The organism is Bradyrhizobium agreste, from assembly GCF_016031625.1.
Classification (GTDB): Bacteria; Pseudomonadota; Alphaproteobacteria; order Rhizobiales; family Xanthobacteraceae; genus Bradyrhizobium; species Bradyrhizobium agreste.
The window spans coordinates 64,256-80,800 of sequence record NZ_JACCHP010000009.1 but is presented as its reverse complement, the minus strand read 5'-3'; the positions used below and the strand labels follow the sequence as shown (position 1 = coordinate 80,800).

The 16,545-nt window shown below is 64.7% G+C and carries 18 protein-coding genes and 1 tRNA gene; 9 read left to right on the top strand and 10 right to left on the bottom strand.

Annotated features, from left to right (window positions below; all coding sequences use genetic code 11):
• Nucleotides 1-72 precede the first annotated feature (72 nt).
• Together HZZ13_RS15250 and HZZ13_RS15245 are read right to left on the bottom strand one after the other, a co-directional pair.
• The gene (locus tag HZZ13_RS15250; protein WP_197960384.1) at nt 73-1,995 is read right to left on the bottom strand and encodes a sensor histidine kinase; all 1,923 of its coding nucleotides are present in this window, start codon (nt 1,993-1,995) and stop codon (nt 73-75) included.
• Complete coding sequence (locus HZZ13_RS15245; RefSeq protein WP_197960383.1) at nt 1,992-2,675, bottom strand: response regulator transcription factor; 684 nt, start codon at nt 2,673-2,675, stop codon at nt 1,992-1,994. Before HZZ13_RS15245 ends, HZZ13_RS15250 begins: the two co-directional genes overlap by 4 nt.
• A 187-nt stretch (nt 2,676-2,862) precedes the next feature.
• Between HZZ13_RS15245 and HZZ13_RS15240 the strand changes: the two genes are divergently transcribed.
• From HZZ13_RS15240 to HZZ13_RS15230, 3 genes are all read left to right on the top strand, one after another.
• Nucleotides 2,863-4,188 (top strand): adenylate/guanylate cyclase domain-containing protein, encoded by a 1,326-nt coding sequence (locus HZZ13_RS15240; RefSeq protein WP_197960382.1) that lies wholly within the window; start codon nt 2,863-2,865, stop codon nt 4,186-4,188.
• A gap of 330 nt (nt 4,189-4,518) precedes the next feature.
• The gene (locus tag HZZ13_RS15235) at nt 4,519-6,132 is read left to right on the top strand and encodes a multicopper oxidase family protein (RefSeq protein WP_197960381.1); all 1,614 of its coding nucleotides are present in this window, start codon (nt 4,519-4,521) and stop codon (nt 6,130-6,132) included.
• Nucleotides 6,084-6,647, top strand: coding sequence for a multicopper oxidase domain-containing protein (locus tag HZZ13_RS15230; protein WP_197960380.1), 564 nt, complete (start codon nt 6,084-6,086; stop codon nt 6,645-6,647). Before HZZ13_RS15235 ends, HZZ13_RS15230 begins: the two co-directional genes overlap by 49 nt.
• Nucleotides 6,648-6,762: 115 nt before the next feature.
• Here the strand turns inward: HZZ13_RS15230 and HZZ13_RS15225 are convergent, their stop codons facing one another.
• Together HZZ13_RS15225 and HZZ13_RS15220 are read right to left on the bottom strand one after the other, a co-directional pair.
• Nucleotides 6,763-6,987, bottom strand: a complete 225-nt coding sequence (locus HZZ13_RS15225; protein WP_197960379.1) for a hypothetical protein — start codon at nt 6,985-6,987, stop codon at nt 6,763-6,765.
• Between the two features lie 242 nt (nt 6,988-7,229).
• Nucleotides 7,230-7,314, bottom strand: a tRNA-Leu gene (locus HZZ13_RS15220).
• A 155-nt stretch (nt 7,315-7,469) separates the two neighbouring features.
• Between HZZ13_RS15220 and HZZ13_RS15215 the strand changes: the two genes are divergently transcribed.
• Nucleotides 7,470-8,009, top strand: coding sequence for a disulfide bond formation protein B (locus HZZ13_RS15215; RefSeq protein WP_197960378.1), 540 nt, complete (start codon nt 7,470-7,472; stop codon nt 8,007-8,009).
• Nucleotides 8,010-8,012: 3 nt separating this feature from the next.
• Here HZZ13_RS15215 and HZZ13_RS15210 read toward each other — a convergent pair whose 3' ends face one another.
• Both HZZ13_RS15210 and HZZ13_RS15205 read right to left on the bottom strand, forming a co-directional pair.
• The gene (locus HZZ13_RS15210; RefSeq protein WP_197960377.1) at nt 8,013-9,098 is read right to left on the bottom strand and encodes an AbrB family protein; all 1,086 of its coding nucleotides are present in this window, start codon (nt 9,096-9,098) and stop codon (nt 8,013-8,015) included.
• A gap of 99 nt (nt 9,099-9,197) precedes the next feature.
• The gene (locus HZZ13_RS15205) at nt 9,198-9,488 is read right to left on the bottom strand and encodes a PsiF family protein (protein ID WP_197960376.1); all 291 of its coding nucleotides are present in this window, start codon (nt 9,486-9,488) and stop codon (nt 9,198-9,200) included.
• A gap of 200 nt (nt 9,489-9,688) precedes the next feature.
• Here HZZ13_RS15205 and HZZ13_RS15200 point away from each other — a divergent pair, with 200 nt between their 5' ends.
• Nucleotides 9,689-10,180 (top strand): hypothetical protein, encoded by a 492-nt coding sequence (locus HZZ13_RS15200; protein WP_197960375.1) that lies wholly within the window; start codon nt 9,689-9,691, stop codon nt 10,178-10,180.
• A gap of 125 nt (nt 10,181-10,305) precedes the next feature.
• Here HZZ13_RS15200 and HZZ13_RS15195 read toward each other — a convergent pair whose 3' ends face one another.
• Nucleotides 10,306-10,854, bottom strand: coding sequence for a TetR/AcrR family transcriptional regulator (locus HZZ13_RS15195; protein WP_197960374.1), 549 nt, complete (start codon nt 10,852-10,854; stop codon nt 10,306-10,308).
• Between the two features lie 107 nt (nt 10,855-10,961).
• Between HZZ13_RS15195 and HZZ13_RS15190 the strand changes: the two genes are divergently transcribed.
• The 3 genes from HZZ13_RS15190 (at nt 10,962) to HZZ13_RS15180 (ending at nt 12,407) form a co-directional block, all read left to right on the top strand.
• Nucleotides 10,962-11,390: an acyl-CoA thioesterase gene (locus tag HZZ13_RS15190; protein WP_197960373.1), complete on the top strand. Its 429-nt coding sequence runs from the start codon at nt 10,962-10,964 to the stop codon at nt 11,388-11,390.
• Nucleotides 11,391-11,393: 3 nt separating this feature from the next.
• Nucleotides 11,394-11,639, top strand: coding sequence for a PaaI family thioesterase (locus HZZ13_RS15185; protein WP_197960372.1), 246 nt, complete (start codon nt 11,394-11,396; stop codon nt 11,637-11,639).
• A gap of 114 nt (nt 11,640-11,753) precedes the next feature.
• Nucleotides 11,754-12,407 (top strand): DsbA family protein, encoded by a 654-nt coding sequence (locus HZZ13_RS15180; protein WP_197960371.1) that lies wholly within the window; start codon nt 11,754-11,756, stop codon nt 12,405-12,407.
• Nucleotides 12,408-12,486: 79 nt separating this feature from the next.
• Here the strand turns inward: HZZ13_RS15180 and HZZ13_RS15175 are convergent, their stop codons facing one another.
• The 3 genes from HZZ13_RS15175 to HZZ13_RS15165 form a co-directional block, all read right to left on the bottom strand.
• Entirely contained in the window at nt 12,487-12,693 is a 207-nt protein-coding gene (locus tag HZZ13_RS15175; RefSeq protein WP_128265907.1) for a hypothetical protein, read from the bottom strand.
• An 81-nt stretch (nt 12,694-12,774) separates the two neighbouring features.
• Complete coding sequence (locus tag HZZ13_RS15170; RefSeq protein WP_197960370.1) at nt 12,775-13,845, bottom strand: carboxylesterase family protein; 1,071 nt, start codon at nt 13,843-13,845, stop codon at nt 12,775-12,777.
• Nucleotides 13,846-13,863: 18 nt separating this feature from the next.
• Nucleotides 13,864-14,835 (bottom strand): S1C family serine protease, encoded by a 972-nt coding sequence (locus HZZ13_RS15165; RefSeq protein WP_197960369.1) that lies wholly within the window; start codon nt 14,833-14,835, stop codon nt 13,864-13,866.
• A 271-nt stretch (nt 14,836-15,106) separates the two neighbouring features.
• Between HZZ13_RS15165 and HZZ13_RS15160 the strand changes: the two genes are divergently transcribed.
• Nucleotides 15,107-16,525, top strand: a complete 1,419-nt coding sequence (locus HZZ13_RS15160) for a M20 family metallopeptidase (protein WP_197955167.1) — start codon at nt 15,107-15,109, stop codon at nt 16,523-16,525.
• The last annotated feature ends 20 nt before the right edge of the window (nt 16,526-16,545 follow it).

Genomic DNA, 16,545 nt, shown 5'->3' with positions numbered 1-16,545 from the left:
GTCCTCCGCAGGCAATTTAACCCGGCCCGTCCCCTCTCTCCGTGCGCCCCACACGTTCGGGGAGGGGGCCTTTCAGCCTACGGCCATGTCGCTGTCGGGAAAACGCTGCGGCAATTTTAGCCGCACGCGCGTGCCGGAGGCATCAGACGCCAGATCGAGCACTGCGCCGCAGCGCGCGGCGCGGCTTTTCATGTTGCGCAGGCCGCGCGCGGTCTGGCCGGCGCCGGCGGCCTCGCCATTGCCGGCCAGCGCAAAGCCGCTTCCGTCGTCCGTCACGCTGATCACGCCGTACGGCCCCTGGCCTGCGTCGAACGTGTCGATGGTCACGGCGATGCGGCGGGCCTGCGCGTGCTTGACCGCATTGGTCACGGCCTCGTCGAGGATGCGCACGATCTGGATCACGTGCCATGGCCTCAGTTCGGGATGCAGCGGCAGGCCCTGCGGCGTCGCCACGCGCCAGTCCAGTGTGATGTCGTGCGGCCGCAATTGGGCCGTGGCCCGCTCGCGCCAGGAGCCGAGCGCCAGCATCAGGTCGCCCCCGATATCGTCCATGGAATCGATAACGAGGCGCAGATCCTTCAGCGCCGCGCGGGCGGCGTCCGTGATGGTCGCGCCCGCACTGCCGCGCTCGGACAGGGCGACGATGCTGACGAGCTGGCCGCCGAGACCGTCGTGCAGATCTCGCATCAGGCGCGTGCGCTCGTTGGCGAGCGCCGCTGCGCGGGCGCGCTCCTCCTCGCGGGCAAAGCTCGCCTTCAGCCGCTCCTCGGCCTCCCGCACCCGCGTCACCAGCTGGCCGGCGAAGCTGTCGACCTGGTTCAAGGCGCGGGCAAAGCGCCAGGTCAGCCCGGCGCCGATGGCGACCAGCATCGCCGAATAGGACAGCCGCGAGACGAAGATGCGGTCGTTGTTCACGATCTCGAGCACCGTGAGCATGTCCTGCATCCAGCAGGTCAGCACGATGGTCACCGCGCAGCCAATCATGAAGCTCGCCGCGTCCTGCCGCCGGACCACAGCGATGGCCGTGATGCAGGCCATCAGGAACAGGCAGAGCCCGACGGTGGGAATGCCGAGCATCAGGAACAGGATGCGCGGCAGCGGCGGGCCTCCGATCAGCCCGATCACGAACACGGCGAGACCAGGCACGAACAGCAGCGTGCCGTAACGCGGCCAGCGCCAGCCGAAGAACAGCGCGCCGAACGCGACGATCAGCGCGCTCTCGATCGGTGCGGAGGCGAGCAGCACCGCGGCCAGGTGCGATACCGTGGCCGGCGGCACCGGCGGCGGCGCGAATGCCTGCACCACGCCGAGCACCATCGCCGTCGCCAGTACGCCATAGACCGATTCGTGACGCCGCATCAGCCACATGATCGCGAGGATGACGGCGAGGATCGCCTGCCAGGCTGAAAACACCACCGGCAGGGTGACAAACAGCAGCGTGCGCGTCTCATAGGCCGGCCGCAAGGCGGCATCCGGCCCGACATAGACGGTGTCGAGGAAGCCCTTGAGCGGGCCCCACACGAACAGCCGCACCGTGATCTCGTTGGCGCCCTCGCGCAGCAGCGAGGCGGGGATGACGGCGATCTGCGGCGTGTTGCGGTCGGACCGATTGGCGTTGGCATCGCGCCGGGAGTCGAGCACGACGACGCCGTTGACGGCCACCTCCACCGCGTTGCTGAAGCGCGGCAGGTACACCGACCAGCCGGAGGCCGCATCGCCGCTCCGGAACGTGAAGGTGCCGGTGTAGAATGGCGGGTCGGCCAGCGAGTAGCGTGACGAGGTGAAATGCGGCAGCGTCACAGGGCGCGTCAGACCGTCCTCCCGCGCCGAGAAATCGCTCACCGCGTAGTCATCAGGATCGCTCGGCTGCAGCAGCCGAATCCCCAGGATCGTGACGATCACGATCAACGCCTGGAGCAGCAGATAGGGCACGAGACGCGACGCGATCAGCCGGCGCCGCGGGCGTGTCGGTGCTTTCGCCGCGATCTCGCTCACAGCTTGATCAGGCCCTGCTGCACCGCCTCGAACACCGCCTCGCTGCGCGTATGCACCTCGAGCTTGCGATAGATGTTCTTGATATGTCCGGGCACGGTCTGCTTGGACAGGCCGAGATGGCTCGCAATCTCGGCATAGCTGAAGCCTTTGGCGATGCCCCACAGGATGTCGATCTCGCGCGGGGTCAGCTTCGCCGTGTTGAGCGCGGGACCGGGCGGCGGCTCTGCCGAAGTCTGGGCGGCACCTTGCGTCCTGCGCACGATGAAGCGCGCGATCGAGGCGGAGATCGGCGAATGTCCCGCGACCAGGTCGCGCACCGTTGTGGCGATATCGGTGGGGAAGGCGTCCTTGAGCAGATAGCCGGTGGCGCCGACCGTGATCGCGGAGATCACGCTCTCCTCGTCGCCGAGCGCGGAGATCACCATGATCTCGGTGTCGGGAAAACGCTGTCGCATCTCGCGGATCAGCTCGACGCCGTGGCCGTCGGGCAGCCGCAGGTCGGTCAGCAGCACGCGCGGCGCGCCCGCGCTCAGGGCCTGCCGCGCCTCCGCGAGCGTACTGGCGCTGCGCACCTCGTAGCCGGCCTTGGCCAGCGCATCCTGTAGCCGCCAGCAGGTCGGCGCGTCGTCCTCGACGAGGAGGATGGTGATGGCTTCACCCGTCTCGCCCTGTTCGGTCATGTTCATGGTCCCGCGACCCGCGTGTCCCCCGCGGCGCGAAGCAAGCTTAACCGCAGCGCGAAGGCCGTGACACCCATAATCATGGGGGCGGGGATGCGGCCTGTGCCAAGCGGGCGCGGACAGACCTGGTGTGCGTCAAGGCGAACCCCCGCGTAGAATTCCCGGCCGGCGAACGCCATGGGCTTGCGTGCCCGGTTTCCTCGGCGCAGCGGGGAATGCTCTGGCATTTCAGGCAGATTTATTGCACGAATATGCCATGCACCGCCCGATACCAGCCAGGGAGCCTGAGCGACTCGACGCGTTGAGGAGTTACGCGATTCTTGACACGCTTCCCGAAGTGGGCCTCAACGAGATCACCGATCTCGCAGCCCAGATCTGTGGTTGTCCAGCTGCGCTGATAAGCTTCGTTGATGAGTCCCGGCAATGGGTGAAGGCGAAGTACGGTCTCCCGCCGGATATGTCCGAATGCCCCCGGGAAATCTCGATCTGCCAAGCTACGATCTGTAACAACGACATCCTGTATGTTCCCGAGCTCGAAAAAGATGAGCGGTTCAACACCAGTCCGCTGGTCACGGGCGATTTGGCGCTTCGGTTTTACTGCGGCGCTCCGCTCATAACGCCGGATGGCCATGCTCTGGGGACGCTATGTGTTATCGATTTCCAACCGCGTGAGCTCTCCTTTGAGCAGCGGGAAGCACTACGGCGTCTGTCGCGCCAAACCATGGTTCATCTAGAACTGCGCCGGCAGTTGCTTGCGCGCAACGAGATGCTGCGAAAAATGGAGAGTGCGCGCGATCAGGCGCTTGCCGAGAAGGCCGAATCGGAGAGGCTGCTGCTCAATATTCTGCCGGCCTCGATCGCTGACGAACTGAAGACCAACGCGCGCGTGCAGCCGCGCTTCTTTGACTCCGCGACGGTGATCCTGATCGACTTCAAGGGATTCACACGTCTCGTCGAAACACTCGAGCCAGCGAGCGTCGTCGATCAACTCGACCAGCATTTCAGCCGCTTCGACGAAATCATGGCGCGGCATCGGTTGGAGAAACTCAAGACCATCGGTGATGCCTATCTTGCCGTTGCCGGCGTTCCCGAACCTTCCCACTCGCACGCCCTCGATACGGCGTTATGCGCGCTTGAAGTGCTCGATCATCTCGCGAAACTCAACCGTCAGCGCGAAAAGCTGAGGCTGCCGGCCTGGAAGGCGAGAGTCGGCATCAATACTGGACCGGTGATCGCCGGGGTGGTGGGCAAGCACAAGTTCACCTACGACATCTGGGGAAATACCGTGAATACCGCCCAGCGGCTCGAGTCAGCGGCAGAGGAAGGCCGTATCTGCATTGCCGAATCGACGTGGCACCATGTCAGGTCGCGTTTCGAGACCGAGTCTCGCGGTCCCGTTGAGGTCAAGCATCGAGGCTTGGTGAACATGTACTATCTCAACCGCATCAAACCCGAATTTGCTGACGATCCAGGCGGAATCGTGCCGAACGATCAATTCTGGAAAGGGAGCTGAGCGAACCTTAGGACGCAAGCAAAGGTTTCGAATGCGTGTCTCATTCGATGACCTCGTCAGCGCGGGCGAGCAAAGCTGCCGGAACAGTGAGGCCGAGCGACAGCCACAGCACGTTCTTGTTCAGCTCAGCCGCCAGCGTGTGCTCATAACATCTGCGCTCAGGCGCTGTGCGCTCTGCCTCTGATACCGTCCGACCGGATGTTCCGCCGGACGACCAGTTTAGATTTAGTATAGATCGTCCAAATCCCCTCGCAAAACAGCAACACCATAGCTTAGGAAGGCGATCGGTTTCACGACGCATCATCCGCGACGGCCTCAAGCGGGGGAGCCATGGCTAGGAAGATCAGACCAGAATCTACGCCGAGCGATGATCTGTTTCCGGAAGGCATCGAAGATGGCGGGCTTGGCGCCTACCTTTTTCAGCAGGGCCGGCTGGAGCAGGCGCTACGCCCCGTTGGCGTGCAAGATTTCTGGTCTCTCGGCGGAGCGGCGCTGCACCATCACGATCACCACATTCAGCATCACCACCACTGTTGGACGGCGAAGCCGTGCGGTCCCGGCGAGCCGCAGCCTGTTCGACTTCTCGACCCACTCGCCCAGCCCCGCTTCGTCAACGATCTTCCGCTGCCGGAACGAATCGACGCGAGCAGGCCTGGTACGATTGTGCTTCAGATGAAGCAGGCCGAGCAATGGCTCGGACTTGTCGACGCAAACGGAGAGCCGCTGGTCACGACGGTCTGGGGCTACGGTCAGCCCGGACACACGGCAACTTATCCCGGTCCGACTCTCGTGGCCCATGCGGGCACGGAAATCCACCTCAACTGGCAGAACAAGCTTCCGCTCGAAGGTCATCTGCTGCCGGTGGACACGACGCTCCATTGGGCTGCATCCGACAACAAGCCCCTGAAGGACGGCTATGTGCCGACCGTCACCCACCTTCACGGCGCTCATGTTCCTTCCGGGAGCGACGGCCTGCCGGAACAGTGGTTTACTCAGAACTACAGCTCGAAAGGACCGGACTTCGAAAGTCGGATCTACACCTACCCGAACGATCAGGACGCCGCGACGCTGTGGTATCACGACCATGCGCTTGGGTTGACGCGCCTCAACGTCTATGCCGGATTGGCCGGTTTCTATCTGCTGAGGGATGAAAACAGCGAGCATCTGGTTAACACCGGCGTACTCCCTGGCGGATCGTATGAAATAGAAGCGGTCATTCAGGATCGCGCGTTCACCGTAGACGGTCAGCTCTACTTCCCGGCCTATAAGAACGATCCGCTCCCGGGCACGACGGACACCGTCGGCGACGTCGTTCCTCAAAGCTTCTATGACGCCAACGGCGAGAATGCTCCGTCAGCAGTGCCGGAGTTTTTTGGCGACCATATTCTTGTCAATGGCATGGCGTGGCCGAATCTTGACGTCGCCGCCGGTGATTACGAGTTTCACCTGCTGAACGGATCCGATTCGCGATTCTACGTGCTCAAGCTCAGCGACCCCGATGTAAAGGCGTACCTTGTCGGGGTCGACGGCGGCTTGCTGCCGCAGGCAAAGATGATCATGGACGGCGACGGCATCCAGGAGGATGGCGAGTTCCTGGTGCTTGCACCCGGCGATCGCATCGACGTGGTGTTCGATTTCAGCGGAGCCAACATCGATCCGGCCGTGCAGTTGTTGAATATCGGACCAGCCTACGAGCCATTCAAAGGCTTGGCCGGCCCCGACGGCTCGCTCGCGGGTGAGGCCGTGGCCGCGACATCGGCCGATCCCGTGGGCAGCATCATGCAGTTCACCATTGATCCGACCCTGGCCGCGTTTGATGCTTCAGTGACCGATGGCACTGTACTGGCTCCGAATTTCCGCTTTATCGCCCAGGATTCGAATGGGGACGGGATTGCGTGCGCAAGCTTGGGTTGTTCGAAGGCGTCGACGAATTCGGACGAATAGAGCCGATGCTGGGAACCGCCGAGGCGGGCACGGTGCATAGCGACACCATGACGCCGGATGGAGCCTTCGGGCCCTTGATGTGGGATGCTCCTGTTACAGAAAAGCCCGTGCTCGGCTCGATCGAGCAATGGGAACTATTCAACTTTACGGAAGACGCGCATCCGGTCCACCTTCACCAGACCCAATTCCAGGTCGTGGAGAAGAGGCTCATCGATTTCAAGGATGCCGACGAGAATGGCATCCCCGACGATACCAACGGCGACGGCGTTATCACCTACGGCACGGGGGCTACGGACTTCAGCCGGAATGACATATGGATCGGCGACCGCGTCCCGATAGCGCCGGAGCAATCCGGGCGGCAGGATACGGTATATGTCGCCCCCGGCGAGATGTTGAGCGTTGCAGCTGAATTTGATTTGCCGGGTGAATTCGTCTGGCACTGCCACATCCTCTCGCATGAGGATCACGAAATGATGCGCCCCTATCAGGTCGTGGAGTCCGGCTTCATTGTGTAGCTGTCCGCGGATCACGGACAGGAGTCTCGGGATTGAACACGACCCGTCGTGATCAAACTTGCTTGGCCGCGCGCCTTGCGGAGCCGACGGTTGTGAGGACACTCCCTAGCCCGGCTCACGAAAGATCAACCGGCGGCGGGTAGCGCCGGGCCAGTATCGACAGCGACAGGGCCCGTTCGGCTTCCGGCAGCTCCAGATAGGCCAGCACGAGCGGCCGCTTCCAATCGCCGACACCGAAATCCATCGCCGTCCATTTCTGCGGCTCGGGCCCTTCGAGCCCCCGGACCCAGACGAAATAGCGGGGAAGGTCGTCGGCGTCGGTCGTGCGTCTCCTCGCCATCGAAGCTGTCCGCTGGATCAAGATCGGTTGCGAGGATATAGGAAGCGGCGGCGCGAAGTCGAATGGCATCCGCGGTACGGACGCGTCATCTCTCCTCCTCGTCGTTGCGAGGAGCACTTGCGACGAGGAGTCCGGCTGAACCAGTCCGCCTTCGCCAAGGCTTCGGCGGGACAGCCTTCACTGCTTCGCACCGATGGAATTGCACCCGGCTTGCCTAGCCGTAGCTGCGAAGCAGCGAAGGCTGGTGCCCCTGGCCGGAATCGAACCAGCACTCCTTGCGGAACTCGATTTTGAGTCGAGCGCGTCTACCAGTTCCGCCACAGGGGCCCTCGGTCGGCCCCAAAAGCGGCGTCGCGAAGCCGGCGGACTATAGCCATGGACGGGACGGGGTCAACCCGCGCCAAAGTGATCCCGGCCGTTCTCGACAGTCGCATGGGCCGGAGCTAGAGGCTTGGGGCGCGAGAGATGCGAAAGAGGCTGCCGTGACCACCCCGAGTGCCGCCATACCTGCGTTCAAGCCGGCCGCCACGAGCCCCGCGCTGACCGCCGCGGTCCTGGTCACCCTGATCGGCGCAGCCACGATTGCGGGCGCCTGGTTCTTCCAGCTGGTCCTGGAGATCCTGCCCTGTCCATTGTGCCTGGAGCAGCGCTACGCCTATTACCTCGCAATACCGCTCGGTGCGCTCACGGCGCTGGCGGCGCGGAGCGGCGCGCCGCGGCCGCTGCTGCTGGCGGGGCTTGCGATCCTCGCCCTGGCGACGCTCGCCAATGCCGGCCTCGGCGCCTACCATTCCGGGGTCGAATGGGGATTCTGGAGGGGGCCGACCGACTGCTCCGGGCCCGTCGCCAATCTCGGCAGCGCCGCTGATCTGCTGTCAAAGCTCGACACCGTCAAGGTGGTGCGCTGCGACGAGGTGCAGTGGCGCTTCCTCGGCCTCTCGCTCGCCGGCTACAACGTGCTGATCTCGCTCTTGATGGCCGCGATCGCCGCATGGGGGTTCGCGCGGACGGCAAAGCGCTAAAGCTCAATCGTCCACGTCGTCCTGCGTGCGCCCGAACAGGTGCACGATGCCGGGCGTTGCGATCGTCACGAAGACGAAACGCGACAGGTGATGGGCGCCGACGAAGATCGGGTCGATGTGCAGCGTCAAGGCCAGCGCCAGCATCGCGTCCATCGCGCCCGGCGCGAAAGCGACGACGACGTCGGAGAACTTCACCTGGGTGGTGAGCGCCACGATGCCGACGAAGATGGCGGAGACGGCGATGGCCACGGCAAACGAGCCCAGGGCCGCGCGGAGGTGGCCGGCGAGCGTCTTGATCCGCATCCGCGCGAAACGGCTACCGATCAGTGCGCCGATCCCGATCAGCGCCACGCCGCGGATCCAGTCCGGCAGGCCGCCCTCGACCCATCCGGCACCATGCAGCACGCTGGAGGCGATCATCGCGCCGAACATCCAGCTCGCCGGAAATTTGATCAGCCGCAAGACGAGCGCTGCCGCCAGCGACGCGGCGGCCAGCTCGATGAGGTCGAGCGGCGAGGCGATGGTCGTCGTCAGCGACGGTGCAGCGGAGGGCGCGACACCCGCAATCGCCAGCACCATGGGCAGCGCGGCGGTCAAGATGATGACCCGCATGGTCTGCACCACCGCAATGCCCGGCAGGTCGGCGCCGCGCTCGACCGCCAGGATCGTGATCTGCGACAGCGCGCCGGGGCTGCCGGCCAGGAAAGCCGAGGTGCGGTCCCAGCCATGGATGCGCTGAAGGTAATAGCTCGAGCCGAACGTGGAGCAGAACGTGGCGAGCGCAAGCAGGCCGATGGTGAGAGGATAGGCGCTGACCTGCTGAAGCAAATGGCGCGAGACGACCGAGCCCAGCGAGATGCCGAGCAGCACCAGCACGGTCTGGGTCAGGATCGGCGGCAGGCTCAGCTGGCGGCCGGCGATCGCGGCGATCCCGACCGCGATCATCGAGCCCGAGATCAGCCCGCCGGGAAGGCCGGCAAGCAGAAACACGAGGCCGCCGGCGGTGCCGATGACGAGCGTCTCCACCGTGCTCAGGATCTTGGCACGGCTCGGCCATTCGAACGACAGGGAGGCAGTGATTTGCTTCACGCCACCTTATCGCAAATCGGCGCGAAGCGCACAATTGCAGGCTCGTCATGCCGCAATGCGCGAGGCTCCCGCGGAGGCTCGGAAGAAATCGTGACGGGCCTATTTCTTGTCGGCGGCGGGAGCTGCGGGAGCGGCGGCTGCGCTGCCGGCCTTCGCCTCCTTCTTGCATTCGCGACGGAATTTCTTGCGCTCCTTCCCCTTCAATCCCTTGGCGTCCGCCTGCTTGGAGCATTCCAGCGATTCCGCCGATCGCTCCTTCGTTACCTTCTTGTCGGGGACAGTGGCGGCAGTGTCGGTCTTGGCGGCCGGCGCCGCGGTCTGCGCGAAAGCGGTGCCGGTGACGAGCAGGGAGGCGAGAGCAACGGCGGCGAGGCGGGACGTGAAGGTCATGTGGTGCACTCTGCTTGCGAGAATTGCGAAAGGCCGGAACGTCGGCTCGCGTTGCTGAACGCGACATGAATGAGTTGAGCGGCAGGATCACTATATTTTGCCGGCGCAACTCATCGCATCCTTGTCGCAAGCGGCCGGCACGCTAGGATAGCAATCCTCAATTCACTTCCGTCAGGGAAGACCAAGCAGGAGACCCAGGGATGACCATTCAGACGAAATTGTTGTGTGCGATCGCAGCGTCGGGTGTAGCGGCATTGCTGGCGAGCGCGCCGGCGCAGGCACTGACCGCGCAGGAGTGCAGTGCGAAGTACCAGGCCGCAAAGAAGGACGGCTCGCTCGGCACCATGAAGTGGAATGACTTCCGCAAGGCCCAATGCGGTGCCGATGCGGCGCCCGCCGCTGCGCCGACCGCGGCTGCGCCCGCCGCGCCTGCCGCTCCGGCCGAACCGAAGCAGGCCAAGAAGGAGGCGGCTCCCGCTGCCGCCCCGACGCTGCCAGCCGGCCCCGCGATCTATCCGAACGCGGTCGATCCGAAATACGCCAAGGAGACACCCGGCAAGGCGCGCATGCACACCTGCGTCGACCAGTACAATGCCAACAAGGCCACCAACAGCAACGGCGGCTTGAAGTGGATCCAGAAGGGCGGCGGCTATTACAGCGAATGCACCAAGAAGCTGAAGGGCGCCGCCTGAGCTTCGGATTGCTGCGATGGCCGGAGCAACGCTCCGGCCATTTTGCCTGAATCTTTTGCGCATGATCTTTTCGGAAGACCGCTGCACCCTTTGCGGTTACGCGGCCCTTCGGGTCCGGATCATGTTCAGTTGAGCAGCTTCTCGGCCGATTTCGCCACGAGCTGCGACCGCTTGCGCGGACCGCTCTCGACGAACAACAGGCTCTGGCCGAAGATGAAGCAGTAGAACAGGAAGGCCTGCGCGTCGGCCTCTTCGGTCGCAAGACCGGTCGCGCGATAGAGGTCGCCGACGTGCCTGAGCCGCGCCGCGTCGACGCTTGCCACCGCCGCCGCGGCGCTCTCGTCCGAGCGGGCCCATTGCCGGATCGCGAGCTCGATCGCCATCCCTTCCGGATTGAGCCGCTCGGAATAAAGCTGGATCACCGCCTTCAGCCGCTCGCGGGGCGCTTGCCCGTCGAGACTTGTCTGCTGCGCGATCGCGGCAATGCGGCCCTTGCGCCAGGCTTCCAGCATCGCATCGAGCAGCGCGGCGCGGTCGGCGAAGCGCCGGTAGAAGCCGCCCTTGGTGACGCCGAGATTCTTGGCCAGCACCTCGACCCGCACGCCCTCCACCCCCGCGCGGGCGAGCTCGGCAAATCCAGCCTCGACCCAGACGTCGCCCTTGCCGTCGCTCATGAAGGAAGCCTCACCCGGTCCCGATACGGTGCCGTATTGCTAACGTGACTCGGGTTTGATACGCTACCGTATCAACGATCCAAGACGAAACAGCGGGAGGACATGCGATGGAGCAGGAGGCGACCTATCGTGGCACGGTCTATCCGTGGCAATGCGACCACGTCGGGCACATGAACATCATGTGGTATGTCGGCAAGTTCGATGAGGCCAATTGGAATCTGTTCGCTCGTCTTGGCCTGACACCGAGCTATCTGCGCTCGTCCGGCCGCGGCATGGCCGCGGTGCAGCAGAACATCGCCTACAAGTGCGAGCTGCTCGCCGGCGACATCGTCGAGATCCGCAGCCATCTGCTCGAGATCAGGGACAAGTCGATCCGCTTCCGGCACGACATGACGAATGCCGAGACCGGCGAGCTCGCCGCGACGTGCGTGATCACCGGCGTGCACATGGACCGCCAGCTCCGCAAATCCGTCCCGTTCGCCGATTGCATCCGTGAAGCGGCCTTGAAGCATCTTGCCGAACCAGCCGAGGTGTAAGCCATGACCGCCTTCGAGCCGAAAAACCCGGGCTATCGCGCGGCGGCCATCGCCATGTTCGATGCCCAACCGGCCACCACGCTGCTCGCGCCCGCCCGCGGCGAGCGTTTCGTCTTCAAGGCCGAAGTGGTCAAGCCCGGCCGTACGCTTACCTTCTGCGAGGCAAAGGCCTACGCCGAGCATGACGGAAAGACCAAGCAAATCGCCACGATGACCGGGACATTGATGGCGATGCTGCCGGCGGCTTAGTCGAGCCGGGTGCGATTGGCGTGGCAATCGCGCTCGCGGCATTCTATATGACTCGTAACAATGGCCGAGTCCGGGGGCGTATATCCGCAAGATGGGACCGGAACGAGACGAGACATGACTGGATTTGGGAACGATGCGCCGAGCCGGCGCGCAGCCTTGACGCTGATCGGAGTGGGCGCTCTCGCGGCGGGCGGGATCGTTTCGGCGCGCGCGGCCACCGGCGATGACGAGGTGCTGACCGAAGCCAAGGTGCTGCGCGATCCCGACACGCCCGTCGCAGGCAATCCCGACGGCAATATCACGATCGTCGAGTGGTCCGATTACAATTGTCCCTATTGCCGCAAGCTCGAGCCCGAGCTGCGCCAGGTGGTCCAGGACGACGGCAAGGTGCGGCTCGTGATGAAGGACTGGCCGATTCTCGGGCCGGTTTCGGTCACCGCGGCGCGGAGCGCGCTGGCGGCCAAATTCCAGGATAAGTACCACCAGGCCCACGACGCCATGATCGGCGTCTCTTCGCGCCTGACCGAGCCGCGCATCAACGAGTTGCTCGCGGCCGCCGGGGTCGACATGGACCGCTTGAAGCGCGATCTCACCGGACACGCCAAGGACATCGACGCCATCCTCAAGCGCAACAACGAGCAGGCTGAAGCTTTCGGCTTCCAGGGCACCCCGTCCTTCATCGTGGGCAAGTATCGCGTGCCCGGCGTGCTCAGCATGACCGAGTTCGAGCAGGTCATCGCCGACGCCCGCAAGGCCAGGATGAACTGAGCCGGCGATATTTCAGCGCGCATAGAAAGGCGCCGTCGCGGAGCTGCGACGGCGCCTTGTTCATGTCGATCGGACGAAATTATTTCGACGAGATCCGGACCCAGTCCTTGTGCGCGCGATCGCGCAGCGCATCCCAATCGGCCTTGGCGACGTCCCAGTTTACGATGGTGCGGTTGGTGGTCGCGACCTCACCCTTGGCGACCGACGACGTCTGCATGGAATCGTAGACGTAGACGCCGCCCGCAAGCAGCAACGCGCCCAGTATCATTCCGAAAAAAGTCTGCATGGCGAACCTCCGGTGACGGGCGATAACGTCGGCCCGGAGTGATGGTTCCACAACCATGCGGCGCATCCAAGGAGAGGTTGTTCATTCTCCATTCAGCCACGCCATCAGCACCGCATTGATCTCGCGCGGATAGGTGTGGCTGAGGTCGTCGATCTCGCGATAGGTGACTTGGGCACCGGCGGCGGATAACGCCGCCTGCGTCTGCCGCGCGGTCTGCACCGGAAACATCCAGTCGAGCTTGCCGTGAGTGATGAAGACCGGCAGGCCTTGCAGCCGCGTTGCGTCGGCCATTTCCGCCATCAGCGGATGGAAGGTCGCCGCAATGGGCGCGAGATGCGTGAAGGGCGAGGCGCCCTCGAGGCCGGTGACGTAGCAGAAGGTGCCGCCATCGCTCATGCCTGTCAGCAGCATGCGCGAGGCATCGATGCGCCAGCGGTTGCGCACCGTATCGAGAATGCGCATGAGGTTCGGCGTGTCGGTGTCCTCGCCCATCAGCGCCCAGGTCGGGCCGGTCGCGGTCGGCGCCACCAGGATCGCGCCGAGACTGCGGGCGTCGCGGAGCCAGCTCCACAGAAAGCCGCGGCCGTTGCCGTTGCCGCCATGCAGCGCCATCACCAGCGGCATGGCACGCTCGGGCGTGTAATATTCGGGGACATAGACCGAGAAGCCGCCGCGGCTGCCAGGCTCGTTGTGGTCGTGGAAGATGCCGGTGTCTTCGCTCGCGGCGGCTTCGAGCCGCGACAACACATCCGCATTGTCACGATTGGCGGCGTTGAGGAAGAAGCCGCTCACGGGCGGAAACTGCGCCGCCAGCGGATAGAGCGCCTCCTGCGCGCGCGGGACGTGGCGCAGGGCGCGGAAGATCGCGACGAGATCGCCGTGACCTCGCTCGACCTCACGAATGCCGGCAAAAGCAGCGAGGGTCTCGCCGCAGGCGCGATCCAGCCGCTCGCGCAGGCCAGCGAACTGTTCCGGCCAATCCCCGATTGCTGCTTGCGCCGTCTGCAACGCCTCGTCCGGCGTGCCGATCGCATCCATCACCGCGGCGAAGGCCGGTGGATGCAGATGCCGCTGGAAGAAGCCAAGCGCTTCCAGTGCGTTGAGCAGCGGCGGTAGCACGGCCACGATGTCGTCCACCACGGCCTCGGTCATCGCCCGCTTCCCTTTGGATCAGTGCAGCTTCGGCGCCTTCAACAGCTTGAAGCGATCGGTCGACGTCACGGTGACATCGAAGGTGACGCCTTCATGATGAATTGTGAGCGGCACGTCGACGCCGGCGGCGCCGAGCGCCCACATTTTCTTGTAGAAGGCGGTCTGGCTCGTCACCTTGTCGCCGTTCACGGCGAGAATGACGTCGCCGGTCTTGAGCTCGGCGCGGGCGGCCGGGCCGTTGGCGGAGATCCCGATCACCACCACGCGGTTGTCGATCTCGGTCGAGTAGAGTCCGAGCCAGGGCCGTGCCGGCTTGTTGACGCGGCCGAACTTGCGCAGATCCTCCAGGACCGGTTTCAGGAGGTCGATCGGCACCATCATGTTGACGTGCTCGGCCTTGCCGTCACGTTCGCGCTCGAGCTGGAGCGAACCGATGCCGATCAGCTCGCCGCGTTCGTTGAGCAGCGCCGTGCCGCCCCAGTTCGGATGCGCGGGAGAGGTGAAGATGGCCTCATCCAGCAGATATTCCCAGTAACCGGCGAATTCCTGCTTGGCCACGATCTGGCTCGCGACCGAGCGCGTGCGCCCGCCGGCGCCGCCGACCACCACGCGGTCGCCGATCCGTGCCGCCGCCGACGAGCCGAGCGGCAGCGGCGCAATGTCAAGCTGGCCGAGCGCCTGCACCAGCCCGAAGCCGGTCTCGGAATCGAAGCCGAGCGCATGGCCCTCCACCACGCGCCCGTCGGCGCGGTGCAGCCAGACCGACTCTGCCTCGGTGATGAGATAACCTATCGTGAGCACCAGGCCGTCGTCGATCACGACGCCGTTGCCGGCGCGTTCGGTGCCCAGTGTCTCGGCACTGAAGGCGTCCGGCGGGATGATGGCGTGCAGGCCGACGACGGAGCCGAGCGCGCGGTCGAGATCGAAACCATAATCGCTCGCCCGCGGCTGGTTCGCCGGCGGCACTCTCCATTCGGTCAGAGTGCTCATGGAGTTCTCCTGGCTGAGAGCATCGCTCGCGGAGCGACGCGCGAAGCATGCCTAATTTAGGCCGGAGCAGGCCGTCTTGAAAGCCTCGTTCCCAACTATTCGGGAGAACGGTGCGTGAAATCTTCGAAAGGCCCGGAAACACCTCGTGCACGGGACGTCATGCGATCCGGCCGCCGCCGCATGGCTGCTGTCCGGCGCGGTGCTAGGCGCCGCGCAGCGAAGCTGCTAACCATTGCCGCTTCGTTTGACCAAGGGATCACGGACGACAAGCATGGACAACCGCAGCGACATCTGGCGTGGCATCGACACGATCAAGGCACGTTTCATCGACCTCAGCGACAGGGTCTGGGGCATGCCTGAGGTCTGCTACACCGAGGCGCGGTCCGCCGCCGAGCATCTCGCCGAGCTGCGTCATCAGGGCTTCCGCATCACCGAGAACGTCGCCGGCATCCCGACGGCGCTGATCGGCGAGTGGGGCGAGGGCGGTCCGGTCATCGCCTTCATGGGCGAGTACGATGCGCTGCCGGGCCTCAGCCAGGAGGCAGGTGTCGCCGAGCATCGCCCGGTTGAAACCGGCGGCCACGGCCATGGCTGCGGTCACAACCTGCTCGGTTCCGCAGCGCTGCTCGCCGCGACGGCGGTGAAGGACTGGCTGGCCGAGAACAAGGTGCCCGGCCGCGTGCGCTATTACGGCTGCCCGGCGGAGGAAGGCGGTGCGGCCAAGGCCTTCATGGTGCGCTCCGGCGCGTTCGAGGACGCCGACATCGCCATCACATGGCATCCGCACAGCTTCTGGGAAGTGGCGGTGACGCCGTCGCTCGCGAACACGCGCGCCGATTTCATCTTCACCGGCCGCACCTCGCATGCGGCGGCCTCGCCGCATCTTGGCCGCTCGGCGCTCGATGCGGTGGAGTTGATGAATGTCGGCGTGAACTACATGCGCGAGCACATGCCGAGCGACGCGCGCGTGCACTATGCGCTGCTCGACACGGGCGGCATCGCGCCGAACGTGGTGCAGGCCCATGCGCGCGTGCGCTATTCGATCCGCGCGCGCGATCTTCCCGGCATGAACGAGCTGGTCGAGCGCGTATCCAAGATCGCGCAAGGCGCGGCGTTGATGACCGAGACCAAGGTCGAGATGAAGATCATCTCCGCGGTCTCCAACATCCTGCCGAACACGCCGCTGGAGCAGGCGCTGCATCAGGTCATGGAAGAGCTCGGACCGCCGCATTTCGACGATGCCGACAAGCGCTTTGCCGGCCAGATCCGTGCCACCTTGAGCGACAAGGATATCGCCTCGGTCTATTACGCGATCGGCATGGAGCCGACCGATCGGCCGCTGGCCGACTTCCTGGTGCCGCTCGATGCCAAGCGCAACCCGCTTGTAGGCTCGACCGATGTCGGCGACGTGAGCTGGGTGGTGCCGACCGTGCAGGTGCACGCACCGACGGTTGCAATCGGCACGCCCTTCCACACCTGGCAGGTGGTGGCGCAGGGCAAGAGCCCGCACGCGCACAAGGCCATGGTGCAGGCCGCCAAGGCGATGGCAGGTCTCGGCATCAAGGCGTTGACGGAACCGGAGCTGATCAAGGCTGCCAAGGCGGATCTGCAGAAGCGGACGGCCCGGACTCCTTACGTCTGTCCGTTGCCGGATCACGTCGCCCCGCCGCTCGACATGTCCGTGGCGTAGGAATTCGCCTCGATACTTCG

What these genes read in the sequence shown, in the direction of transcription:
- HZZ13_RS15175 (WP_128265907.1), bottom strand. Translation starts at nt 12,693, where the DNA reads ATGCAGACTTTTTTCGGAATGATACTGGGCGCGTTGCTGCTTGCGGGC.
- HZZ13_RS15185 (WP_197960372.1), top strand. Translation starts at nt 11,394, where the DNA reads ATGACCGCCTTCGAGCCGAAAAACCCGGGCTATCGCGCGGCGGCCATC.
- HZZ13_RS15190 (WP_197960373.1), top strand. Translation starts at nt 10,962, where the DNA reads ATGGAGCAGGAGGCGACCTATCGTGGCACGGTCTATCCGTGGCAATGC.
- HZZ13_RS15200 (WP_197960375.1), top strand. Translation starts at nt 9,689, where the DNA reads ATGACCATTCAGACGAAATTGTTGTGTGCGATCGCAGCGTCGGGTGTA.
- HZZ13_RS15180 (WP_197960371.1), top strand. Translation starts at nt 11,754, where the DNA reads ATGACTGGATTTGGGAACGATGCGCCGAGCCGGCGCGCAGCCTTGACG.
- HZZ13_RS15195 (WP_197960374.1), bottom strand. Translation starts at nt 10,854, where the DNA reads ATGAGCGACGGCAAGGGCGACGTCTGGGTCGAGGCTGGATTTGCCGAG.
- HZZ13_RS15205 (WP_197960376.1), bottom strand. Translation starts at nt 9,488, where the DNA reads ATGACCTTCACGTCCCGCCTCGCCGCCGTTGCTCTCGCCTCCCTGCTC.
- HZZ13_RS15245 (WP_197960383.1), bottom strand. Translation starts at nt 2,675, where the DNA reads ATGACCGAACAGGGCGAGACGGGTGAAGCCATCACCATCCTCCTCGTC.
- HZZ13_RS15160 (WP_197955167.1), top strand. Translation starts at nt 15,107, where the DNA reads ATGGACAACCGCAGCGACATCTGGCGTGGCATCGACACGATCAAGGCA.
- HZZ13_RS15165 (WP_197960369.1), bottom strand. Translation starts at nt 14,835, where the DNA reads ATGAGCACTCTGACCGAATGGAGAGTGCCGCCGGCGAACCAGCCGCGG.
- HZZ13_RS15170 (WP_197960370.1), bottom strand. Translation starts at nt 13,845, where the DNA reads ATGACCGAGGCCGTGGTGGACGACATCGTGGCCGTGCTACCGCCGCTG.
- HZZ13_RS15225 (WP_197960379.1), bottom strand. Translation starts at nt 6,987, where the DNA reads ATGGCGAGGAGACGCACGACCGACGCCGACGACCTTCCCCGCTATTTC.
- HZZ13_RS15235 (WP_197960381.1), top strand. Translation starts at nt 4,519, where the DNA reads ATGGCTAGGAAGATCAGACCAGAATCTACGCCGAGCGATGATCTGTTT.